Annotated in this window: 10 protein-coding genes and 1 rRNA gene; 10 read left to right on the top strand and 1 reads right to left on the bottom strand. The window is 57.7% G+C overall.

What is annotated here, in order from left to right; translation table 11 throughout:
• Positions 1-84: 84 nt before the first annotated feature.
• Genes mrcB through B3N48_RS08825 form a run of 3 tightly spaced genes read left to right on the top strand, consistent with a single transcriptional unit; the run spans position 85 to position 3,515 of the window.
• Entirely contained in the window at positions 85-2,406 is a 2,322-nt protein-coding gene (gene mrcB, locus B3N48_RS08815) for a penicillin-binding protein 1B (protein ID WP_296182170.1), read from the top strand.
• A 16-nt stretch (positions 2,407-2,422) separates the two neighbouring features.
• Complete coding sequence (locus B3N48_RS08820; RefSeq protein WP_296182173.1) at positions 2,423-3,193, top strand: tetratricopeptide repeat protein; 771 nt, start codon at positions 2,423-2,425, stop codon at positions 3,191-3,193.
• Positions 3,186-3,515: a YqcC family protein gene (locus B3N48_RS08825; protein ID WP_296182178.1), complete on the top strand. Its 330-nt coding sequence runs from the start codon at positions 3,186-3,188 to the stop codon at positions 3,513-3,515. Before B3N48_RS08820 ends, B3N48_RS08825 begins: the two co-directional genes overlap by 8 nt.
• Before the next feature lie 3 nt (positions 3,516-3,518).
• Here the strand turns inward: B3N48_RS08825 and B3N48_RS08830 are convergent, their stop codons facing one another.
• On the bottom strand, positions 3,519-3,944 hold the full coding sequence (locus B3N48_RS08830; RefSeq protein WP_296182181.1) for a DUF4124 domain-containing protein: 426 nt from the start codon (positions 3,942-3,944) through the stop codon (positions 3,519-3,521).
• A gap of 409 nt (positions 3,945-4,353) precedes the next feature.
• Here B3N48_RS08830 and B3N48_RS08835 point away from each other — a divergent pair, with 409 nt between their 5' ends.
• The 7 genes from B3N48_RS08835 to B3N48_RS08865 form a co-directional block, all read left to right on the top strand.
• Entirely contained in the window at positions 4,354-6,078 is a 1,725-nt protein-coding gene (locus tag B3N48_RS08835; RefSeq protein ID WP_296182184.1) for an acetolactate synthase 3 large subunit, read from the top strand.
• A 1-nt stretch (position 6,079) separates the two neighbouring features.
• A complete protein-coding gene (gene ilvN, locus B3N48_RS08840; RefSeq protein WP_093469284.1) occupies positions 6,080-6,571 on the top strand; it encodes an acetolactate synthase small subunit in 492 nt (163 codons plus the stop codon).
• A gap of 52 nt (positions 6,572-6,623) precedes the next feature.
• Positions 6,624-7,640: a ketol-acid reductoisomerase gene (gene ilvC, locus B3N48_RS08845; RefSeq protein ID WP_296182190.1), complete on the top strand. Its 1,017-nt coding sequence runs from the start codon at positions 6,624-6,626 to the stop codon at positions 7,638-7,640.
• Positions 7,641-7,792: 152 nt separating this feature from the next.
• Positions 7,793-8,641: a CDP-diacylglycerol--serine O-phosphatidyltransferase gene (gene pssA / locus B3N48_RS08850; protein ID WP_296182194.1), complete on the top strand. Its 849-nt coding sequence runs from the start codon at positions 7,793-7,795 to the stop codon at positions 8,639-8,641.
• A 73-nt stretch (positions 8,642-8,714) separates the two neighbouring features.
• On the top strand, positions 8,715-9,728 hold the full coding sequence (gene msrP / locus B3N48_RS08855) for a protein-methionine-sulfoxide reductase catalytic subunit MsrP (RefSeq protein WP_296182197.1): 1,014 nt from the start codon (positions 8,715-8,717) through the stop codon (positions 9,726-9,728).
• Entirely contained in the window at positions 9,728-10,348 is a 621-nt protein-coding gene (gene msrQ, locus B3N48_RS08860; protein WP_296182201.1) for a protein-methionine-sulfoxide reductase heme-binding subunit MsrQ, read from the top strand. Before msrP ends, msrQ begins: the two co-directional genes overlap by 1 nt.
• Before the next feature lie 499 nt (positions 10,349-10,847).
• Positions 10,848-10,933: ribosomal RNA gene (locus B3N48_RS08865) — 16S ribosomal RNA — on the top strand; the annotation flags it as partial.

Genomic DNA, 10,933 nt, shown 5'->3' on the forward strand with positions numbered 1-10,933 from the left:
GCCATTATGGCCGCTCGGCGCATTGCTGCAAACCGCTGCGAGCTGGTCTGCCAGTGGCTTTGAAAGTGCGTATAATCCGCCGCCATGACTCGATCCCGCACTCCGAAAAAATCCCCCAAACCCGCCAACAGCCGCTTGCGCAGCCTGTTGGGCTGGGCCTTGAAACTCAGCCTTGTGGGGCTGGTAGTACTGGCCTGCTTCGCGGTTTACCTTGACTCCATCGTTCAGGAAAAATTCTCGGGCAAGCGCTGGACGATTCCTGCCAAGGTTTACGCCCGTCCGCTGGAGTTGTTCGTCGGCCAGAAACTGTCCCGCGACGACTTTCTGATTGAACTGGATGCCTTGGGTTACCGGCGCGAAAGCGTCGCCAATGGCCCGGGCGCTGCGTCGGTCAACGGCAACATCGTCGACCTCAATACGCGCGGCTTTCAATTTTATGAAGGCGCGGACCCGGCACAGCAGATTCACGTCAGATTCTCGGGCGACTATGTGGCTGATCTGACCGCCGCCAACGGCTCCAAGCTTGCAGTGGCGCGTCTGGAGCCGCTGCTGATCGGCGGTCTGTATCCGAAAAACCTTGAAGACCGGATCCTGATCAAACTCGATCAGGCGCCACCTTATCTGCTCGACACGCTGGTGACGGTGGAAGACCGTGATTTCTACCACCACTTCGGTGTGTCGCCGAAATCAATCGCCCGTGCCTTCTGGGTCAACGCGTCGGCGGGGCAGATGCGTCAGGGCGGATCGACGCTGACGCAACAGTTGGTCAAGAACTTTTACCTGACCAACGAACGCAGCATCACCCGCAAGCTCACCGAAGCGATGATGGCGATCCTGCTGGAGATTCACTACAGCAAGCAGGAAATCCTCGAGGCGTACCTCAACGAGGTGTTTGTCGGCCAGGATGGTCAGCGCGCCGTGCACGGTTTCGGTCTGGCCAGTCAGTACTTCTTCAGCCAGCCGCTGTCCGAGCTGAAGCTTCATCAAGTCGCGCTGCTGGTGGGGCTGGTCAAAGGGCCGTCCTATTACAACCCACGTCGCAACCCGGACCGAGCGCTGGAGCGCCGCAATCTGGTGCTTGATCTGCTGGAACAGCAGGGCGTTGCGTCGGCGGAAGCAGTTGCAGCCGCGAAGAAGATGCCGCTGGGTGTGACTAAAAACGGATCGCTGGCCGACAGTTCGTTCCCGGACTTCCTGGACCTGGTCAAACGCCAGCTGCGTCAGGACTATCGTGACGAGGACTTGACTGAAGAAGGCTTGCGGATTTTCACCAGCTTCGACCCGATCCTGCAGATGAAGTCCGAAGCCGCTGTGCGCGAGAGCTTCGCCAGGATTTCCGGCCGCAAGGGTGCGGACGAAATGGAAACGGCGATGGTCGTGACCAACCCGGAAACGGGCGAAGTGCAAGCGCTGATCGGCAGCCGTCAGGCGGGGTTCGCGGGCTTCAACCGTGCACTGGACGCCGTACGGCCGATTGGCTCGCTGGTCAAACCGGCCATTTACCTGACAGCCCTTGAGCGTCCGCAGCAGTACACGCTGACCAGTTGGGTGCCGGACGAGCCATTTCAGGTTAAAGGTGCGGACGGCCAGATCTGGAAGCCGCAAAACTTCGATCACAAGGCCCACGGCAACATCTTCCTGTACCAAGGCCTGGCACATTCCTACAACCTTTCCAGCGCCAAGTTGGGCTTGGATTTAGGTGTTCCGAACGTCTTCAAGACCCTGACCAAGCTGGGGGTTACTCGCGACTGGCCGACGTTCCCGTCAATGTTGCTGGGCGCAGGGGCGCTGAGCCCGATCGAAGTCGCAACGATGTATCAGACCATCGCCAGTGGCGGGTTCAATACCCCGTTGCGCGGTATTCGCAGCGTGTTGACAGCAGAGGGCGAGCCGCTCAAGCGTTACCCGTTCCAGATCCAGCAGCGTTTCGATCCCGGCTCCATTTATCTGCTGCAAAACGCCATGCAACGCGTGATGCGTGAAGGCACGGGCAAGTCGGTTTACAGCGTGTTGCCGAGTACGCTGACCCTGGCCGGAAAATCGGGGACGACCAACGATTCCCGCGACAGTTGGTTTGCCGGCTTCAGCCAGGACCTGCTGGCGATTGTCTGGATGGGCCGCGATGATAACGGCAAGACGCCATTCACCGGTGCGACCGGTGCGTTGCAGATCTGGACCAGCTTCATGAAAAAGGCGGACCCGTTGCCGTTGGACATGGCCATGCCAGATAACGTGGTAATGGCGTGGGTCAATGCGTCCACCGGGCAAGGTACCGATGCCAGCTGCCCCGGGGCGGTGCAGATGCCGTATATTCGTGGCAGTGAGCCGCAACCAGGCCCAACATGCGGCGGGCCGACAGCGCCTGCCGAATCGGTGATGGACTGGGTCAAAGGCTGGTTGAACTAAGCGAAGAGGGTGTGAAGTGAACAAGTGGTGGATTCCGGCGTTAACGGCTCTGGCTTTGCTCAATGGGTGTGCGACTCAGACGCGCGGCAACATTCCGGTGGTGGACGCCGGCTCGCGCGTGTCCAATGGCGAGCGCGTCTCGGCCAATCGCAACGCGGCCGCCCGCGCTCCGGTACAGGCGCCGGCGCAAGCACAGACGATTGAAGAAGACTCCGGCGTGACGGTAATGGTGCCGGGCGGGGCCAATGCCAGCGCTGCGCCGATTTCAACCTTCGTCCCGCCAACGTCGGCACCGATCAACTCGGCACCGATCGACACATCTGCGGCCAGTCAAGCGCCGATCAACACCGCACCGGTGAATAACGCCTATACGCCACCCGCCCCGACCAGCAACACCTACAACATGCCTTCGTCGGCCCCGACAGGCATTCCGTCGGCGTCCAGCGGTGGCCTGTCGGCTGATGAACAGTTGGACGGCCCGGTACTCGCCCTTCTGACCACGGCTCAGCAACAGCAGACCAGCGGCGATCTGAATGGCGCGTCTTCGAGTCTTGAGCGAGCCCAGCGTGTTGCGCCGCGTGAACCGCAAGTGCTGTACAAACTGGCTCAGGTCCGTCTGGCCCAAGGTGACGCGCCTCAAGCCGAGCAACTGGCCCGTCGCGGTCTGACCTACGCGAATGGTCGTGCGAGCCTGCAAGCGAGTTTGTGGGGGTTGATCGCTCAGGCCCGCGAGAAGCAAGGCGATGCGGCGGGTGCTGCGCTGGCCCGGCAGAAGGCCAATGGATAAACGCTTCCCTGAAATCGCCGATCAGCTGTTACTGATCGAACGCGAATTGCGCGTGTTGGGATGGTGGAGCCAGCTGCCGCCCAGCGACGAGGCGTTATCCAGCCGCGAGCCTTTCTGTGTTGATACGCTGGATTTCGATCAGTGGCTGCAATGGATTTTCCTGCCCCGGATGAAAGTCATTCTGGAGCAGGATCTGGCACTGCCGAACGCTTCGGGCATTCTGGAAATGGCGCAGATGGTGTACGCCAGTCGCGCTCAGGAGACTAAACACCTGCAAACGCTGCTGGCGCAATTCGATCGACTGATCACCGAGGCGGTCTGAGACTCAGTTGCACGTGTCGTCGATGGATTTTTTGATTTCCACGATACGTGCCTGACGCTCCTCCTCTGTGAACCGCCTGAATTCCCCATTCACTTCCTGACGCACGCGCGGGTTGTTCTGCAACAGCGCAAGGTTGGTGCGTTGGGTCTCGCAGTACTCCTTTCGCTTGGCTTCCTGAGCCGCGACCTGTTTCCTGACCTTCGCGTCCACAGCCTGCTGCTCTTGCGAAGCATCAGTTCGGGCGGGCGCCGTGGGCGGTGGGGGCACGGCCTTTGGCGTGTCGAGCTCCTGCGATGACTGCCCGACCGGGGGCTGCGCGTCAAAGTGCGTTACACCTTGGGCATCGACCCATTTATAGATCTGGGCGGCCTGAGCTGCCGCCGAACCGACTGCCAGCGCCAGCGTGGCGGCAAGAATAATCCAGCGCATACTGCTTCCTTAAGACTTCGTTTGCTTTACGAGTGAAACCTACCACAAGCGCGTTATAACGACCTCATTCGGTGCTTTTTCAGCGGCTATGGGTGAAGAAAGCGCATCGATGACTTGACTTGAGCGGGGCGAATCACAACAATCCAAAGTTCGCTGTAGAGGGACTGCCAGAAGCAGACCGTCTCGGTAGATCATGAGGCGCACACCCGCGCCGACCTGTAACACCCGCAACGCGTTACCTCGCGCTGGGTGGGATGACCCCGAAACACTTAGGGGAGCTCCCAATACTTGCTCAGTCAGTGCTGACGTAGTCGGCGACCACCGTCGCTCATGCTCTGCTGGCAGTAAACCTATTAAGACCCGTCTTCTCCTGTGTGGACGGTATTCTGGCGTTTTAGAGGTGAACAACGTGGAGCTTTTATCTGGCGCTGAAATGGTCGTCCGCTTTTTGCGTGACGAAGGCGTTGAGCATATCTATGGGTACCCCGGCGGTGCCCTCCTGCATATTTACGACGCGCTGTTCAAAGAACCGGCGGTGAGCCATATCCTCGTTCGTCATGAGCAGGCGGCCACCCACATGGCCGACGGTTATGCACGAGCCACCGGTAAAGCAGGCGTGGTACTGGTGACGTCCGGTCCGGGTGCTACCAACGCCATCACCGGCATCGCAACGGCCTACATGGACTCTATCCCGATGGTCGTCCTGTCGGGGCAGGTCCCGAGCACCATGGTCGGCACTGATGCATTCCAGGAAACCGACATGATCGGTATCTCCCGGCCCATCGTGAAGCACAGCTTCATGATCAAGCATCCGTCCGAAATCCCGGAAGTGCTGAAAAAAGCTTTCTACCTGGCGCAGTCCGGTCGTCCGGGGCCAGTCGTGGTCGATATCCCGAAAGACATGACCAACCCGGCTGAGAAGTTCGAATACGTTTTCCCGAAAAAAGCCAAGCTGCGGTCGTACAGCCCGGCCGTTCGCGGGCATTCGGGCCAGATCCGCAAGGCCGTTGAAATGCTGTTGGCCGGCAAGCGTCCGATCATCTATGCCGGTGGCGGTGTGATCATGGGTAACGGTTCTGCCGCCCTGACTGAATTGGCACAACTGCTGAACGCGCCCGTGACCAACACGTTGATGGGGCTGGGCGCATACCCGGGTACTGATCGTCAGTTCGTCGGTATGCTGGGGATGCACGGCAGCTATACCGCTAACCTGGCGATGCACCATTCCGATGTGATCCTGGCCGTCGGCGCGCGCTTCGATGACCGTGTTATCAACGGCGCTTCGCGTTTCTGCCCGGGTGCCAAGATCATTCACGTCGATATCGATCCGGCGTCGATCTCCAAGACCATCAAAGCCGATGTGCCGATCGTGGGCCCCGTGGAAAGCGTGCTGACCGAAATGGTCGCGACCCTCAAGGAAATCGGCGAGACCCCCAACAAGGAATCCGTCGCGACCTGGTGGAAGCAGATTGATGAGTGGCGCGCTGGCGGGGACCTGTTCCCGTACAACCGCGGCGATGGCAGCCTGATCAAACCGCAGACCGTGATCGAAACCCTGTGCGAAGTCACCAAAGGCGATGCCTACGTGTCCTCCGACGTGGGCCAGCACCAGATGTTCGCAGCGCAGTACTACCGCTTCAACAAGCCTAATCGCTGGATCAACTCGGGCGGTCTGGGCACCATGGGCTTTGGCCTTCCAGCCGCCATGGGCGTTGCCTTGAGCTTCCCGGATGCCGACGTGGCGTGCGTCACAGGGGAGGGCAGTATCCAGATGAACATCCAGGAGCTGTCGACCTGCCTGCAGTACAACCTGCCGGTCAAGATCATCCTGCTCAACAACGGCGTGCTCGGTATGGTTCGGCAGTGGCAGGACATGAGCTACAGCGGTCGTCACTCGCACTCCTACATGGAGTCGCTGCCTGACTTCGTGAAGCTGGTCGAGGCTTATGGTCATGTCGGCATGAAGATCACCGATCTGAAAGACTTGAAGCCGAAGATGGAAGAAGCGTTCGCCATGAAAGATCGTCTGGTGTTCCTCGACATCCAGGTCGATGTCGCCGAGCACGTCTATCCGATGCAAATCAGAGACGGCTCGATGCGCGACATGTGGCTGAGCAAGACGGAGCGTACCTAATATGCGGCACATCATTTCGCTATTGCTGGAAAACGAACCGGGTGCTTTGTCTCGCGTCGTCGGCCTTTTTTCGCAGCGCAACTACAACATCGAAAGCCTGACCGTGGCGCCAACCGAAGACCCGACCCTGTCGCGTCTGACGCTGACCACGGTGGGGCATGATGAGGTGATCGAGCAGATCACCAAAAACCTCAACAAGCTGGTCGAGGTGGTCAAGTTGGTCGATCTGTCAGAGAGCGCTCACATCGAGCGTGAACTGATGCTGATCAAGGTCAAGGCCACTGGCGCGCAGCGTGCCGAGATCAAGCGGACCACGGACATTTTCCGTGGCCAGATCGTCGATGTTTCCAGCAGTGTCTACACCGTGCAGTTGACAGGGACTAGCGACAAACTGGACAGCTTTATTCAGGCCATTGGCACCACTGCCATCCTCGAAACCGTACGCAGCGGCGTCACGGGCATTGCCCGCGGCGACAAAGTGCTGAGCATCTGATTTACACATATTTAGCGAATGGCCTGAACAGCCAAGATAACAGGGGAATTTCATGAAAGTTTATTACGACAAAGACTGCGACCTTTCCATCATCCAGGGCAAGAAAGTCGCCATCATCGGTTACGGCTCCCAGGGCCACGCTCAAGCGTGCAACCTGAAAGACTCCGGCGTTGACGTCACTGTCGGTCTGCGTAAAGGTTCGGCGACTGTCGCCAAGGCAGAAGCACACGGCCTTAAAGTGACTGACGTCGCTTCCGCCGTTGCCGCTGCTGACCTGGTCATGATCCTGACCCCGGACGAGTTCCAGTCCCAGCTGTACAAGAACGAAATCGAACCGAACATCAAGAAAGGCGCCACCCTGGCCTTCTCTCACGGCTTCGCGATTCACTACAACCAAGTCGTGCCGCGTGCTGACCTGGACGTGATCATGATCGCGCCAAAAGCGCCAGGTCACACCGTACGTACCGAATTCGTCAAAGGCGGCGGCATCCCTGACCTGATCGCTATCTATCAGGACGCTTCCGGCAATGCCAAGAACGTCGCGCTGTCCTACGCTTCGGGCGTGGGCGGTGGCCGCACCGGCATCATCGAAACCACCTTCAAAGACGAAACCGAAACTGACCTGTTCGGCGAACAAGCCGTTCTGTGCGGCGGTACCGTTGAACTGGTCAAAGCCGGTTTCGAAACGCTGGTTGAAGCCGGCTACGCGCCAGAAATGGCTTACTTCGAGTGCTTGCACGAATTGAAGCTGATCGTTGACCTCATGTACGAAGGCGGTATCGCCAACATGAACTACTCGATCTCCAACAACGCCGAGTACGGCGAGTACGTGACCGGCCCTGAAGTGATCAACGCCGAGTCCCGTCAGGCCATGCGCAACGCGCTGAAGCGCATCCAGGATGGCGAATACGCGAAGATGTTTATCGCCGAAGGCGCTGCCAACTACCCATCGATGACCGCCAAGCGCCGTAACAACAAGGCACACGGCATCGAAATCATCGGTGAGCAACTGCGCTCGATGATGCCTTGGATCGCCAAGAACAAAATCGTCGACCAAACCAAGAACTAAGATTTTGTAATCGAGTTCCGGTTTACGAGAAACGCGACCTTCGGGTCGCGTTTTTTCGTTATGGAGACTCATCTGGTATAAAGCTGCATCGTTTGTCGGCGCGATGTCGCCGCGAGCAACTGTCGAAAATTCATAGCTGCAAGGTAATGTCCATGAGCGAACGTCCCGAAGAGCCGAACCAGGCCTCTGACGCCGAAAGCCTGCTACCGATCGATGAGCATATAGAAGAAGGGCACGATGCCGAAGGACGCAAGGTCCGGCATCGTGGCATTTATCTGCTTCCTAACCTATTCACCACTGCCAACCTGTTTGCGGGTTTTTACGCGATCATCAGCGCCATGAGTGCGCAAAGCGCTTTGAGCGCCGGGGATGCTGCCGGGGCGAGCAAGTATTTCGCGTTTTCCGCTATCGCCATCTTTGTGGCGATGGTGCTCGACGGCCTGGATGGTCGTGTCGCGCGCATGACCAACACACAAAGCGCATTCGGTGCGGAATACGATTCCTTGTCGGACATGGTCGCGTTTGGCGTGGCCCCCGCATTGTTGGCGTTCGGTTGGGCGCTGGGTGATATGGGGAAAGTCGGCTGGATGGTCGCCTTCATTTATGTGGCAGGCGCCGCATTGCGTCTCGCACGTTTCAACACCCAGGTGGGCAAGGCTGACAAGCGCTACTTCATTGGTCTGGCGAGCCCGGCTGCAGCAGGGGTGGTGGCCGGTACCGTGTGGGCCTTCAGCGATTACGGCATTCAGGGTTCCAAACTTTCGTTTCTGGTTGCGCTTCTGGTGGCGGCCGCCGGGATGCTGATGGTCAGCAACATCAAGTACAACAGCTTCAAGGAACTCGATCTCAAAGGGCGCGTGCCTTTCGTGGCGATCCTGGCAGTCGTGTTGGTGTTCGCGGTGGTATTTAGCGATCCTCCGCGCATCTTGCTGCTGATTTTCCTTGCGTATGCCGCGTCGGGCCCTGTTCAGTACCTGCTCCGCCTGCGTCGTCATAAATAGCGCAATAGATTCATTTCACACCGCACTCCGCAGCCTATAAGGTTGAGTCATTCACCTGGGCCGCGGAGTCGCCATGTTAATCAAGATCCCTTTCGCATCCGCCTGTAAAGAATCGGACGTCACGCCTGAATCAATTTACCTTTCGCGCCGTGCTGTGCTGGGCGCCTCATTGGCGGGGTTTGCGTTCAGTGCATTGCCTTCTTGGGCACAGGCCGCTGACCCTTCCCGATACCCTGACGTCGAAGCTGGAAAACCGCCAGGCTGGTTCAGCGATAAGCTCACATCGACGAAATGGCAGGCGGTGACCGTTCAGAACGAAGCGATCACGCCGTTCAAGGACGCTACGCATTACAACAATTTCTATGAATTTGGCACCGACAAAGGCGATCCGGCGCAAAACGCTGGCTCATTGAAAACCGAGCCTTGGACAGTCGTGATTGACGGCGAGGTAGCCAAGCCAGGTCGATACGCGCTCGAAGACTTCATGAAGCCTTACCAGTTGGAAGAGCGTATTTATCGTCTGCGCTGTGTCGAGGCGTGGTCGATGGTGATTCCCTGGATGGGCTTTCCCATTGCTGCGTTGCTCAAGCAGGTAGAGCCCACGGCGAAAGCGAAGTACATCCGCTTCGAAACGTTACAGGATCCCAAGACCATGCCCGGCCAGCGATCCGGTTTTGCATTGATCGACTGGCCGTACGTGGAAGGACTGCGACTGGATGAGGCAATGAATCCACTGGCGATACTGGCCGTAGGGATGTATGGGCGTGAGTTGCCCAATCAGAACGGTGCGCCCCTGCGCTTGGTGGTGCCGTGGAAGTACGGATTCAAAAGCGTGAAGTCTATTGTCCGAATCAGTCTGGTCAGCGAGCAGCCAAAAACAACCTGGCAAAGCATCTCGGCTAACGAGTACGGTTTCTATGCAAACGTAAACCCTACCGTCGACCATCCACGCTGGACTCAAGCCCGCGAACGGCGACTCCCTAGCGGCTTGTTCAGCCCGAATATCCGGCCCACCGAGATGTTCAATGGTTACGGCGAGCAAGTAGCTTCTCTTTATACAGGCATGGATTTGCGGAAGGACTATTGATGCGTTATCTGCTTTGGCGAGTAGCCGTCTTCGTGGCGATCTGTATTCCGCCAGCTATCTGGCTAAACCGGGCGTGGGCACTCGATCTGGGTCCGGATCCAGGAAAAGCACTGGTGGATCTTTTTGGGCTGGGCACGCTGGTGCTGCTACTGATTACGCTCGCAATGACGCCGCTTCAGCGCATTACCGGTTGGGCAGGGTGGGTGCATGTTCGTCGCCAGTTGGGGCTGTGGTGCTTCACTTATGCCTCGTTGCACATGCTCGGGTACGGCTTTTTTATCCTCGGTTTCGATTGGGCGCAGTTGGGCGTCGAGCTGGTCAAGCGGCCCTACATCATCGTAGGCAGCTTGGCTTTTCTTGGGCTTCTCACTCTGGCGGTTACGTCTAATCGCTACAGTCAGCGTCGGTTGGGCGCGCGATGGAAAAAGCTACACCGCTTGGCGTACCTGATTCTCGGGCTTGGGCTGTTGCATATGTTGTGGATCGTGCGCGCCGATCTCAAAGAGTGGGCGATCTATGCGGGGGTGGGGGTGTTGTTGTTATTGCTTCGTGTCCCGGTAATTGCGAGGCGAATCCCTCGGCGGGTCTATAGAAAGCCGGCGGCAGCAACAAAAGTTTAAATAAGTGCTTGACGCCCCTCCGAATGTCTCTATAATTCGCCCCACTTCCGGCGCAGACGAAACGGAAAACTCCTTGATAATCAATGAGTTGGACGAAGTAGACAGTGCGGAAGGCTTCGGTTTGCAGGTTGAATCGGCAGCGGTGAAAAAGGTGGTTGACAGCAGATTGTAACGCTGTAGAATTCGCCTCCCGCTGACCTGAGACGCCAAGTCGAAGCAAGCGCAAGTGGTTGAAGTTGATGAGGAAACTTTGAAAACTTCTGAAAATAACCGCTTGACAGATTGAGACGCTGCTGTAGAATGCGCGCCTCGGTTGAGACGAAAGACTCAGCCAACCGCTCTTTAACAACTGAATCAAGCAATTCGTGTGGGTGCTTGCGCTGTAAGACTGAAGTCAACTGATTATCAGCATCGCAGGATACTCCACGAGAAATCATGGTTTAACCAACGATTGCTGAGCCAAGTTTATAGGGTTTTCTCAAAACCCGATTGCAGTATTGAACTGAAGAGTTTGATCATGGCTCAGATTGAACGCTGGCGGCAGGCCTAACACATGCAAGTCGAGCGGATGAAGGGAGCTTGCTC

This window comes from Pseudomonas sp. UBA1879 (assembly GCF_002338065.1).
Lineage (GTDB): Bacteria > Pseudomonadota > Gammaproteobacteria > Pseudomonadales > Pseudomonadaceae > Aquipseudomonas.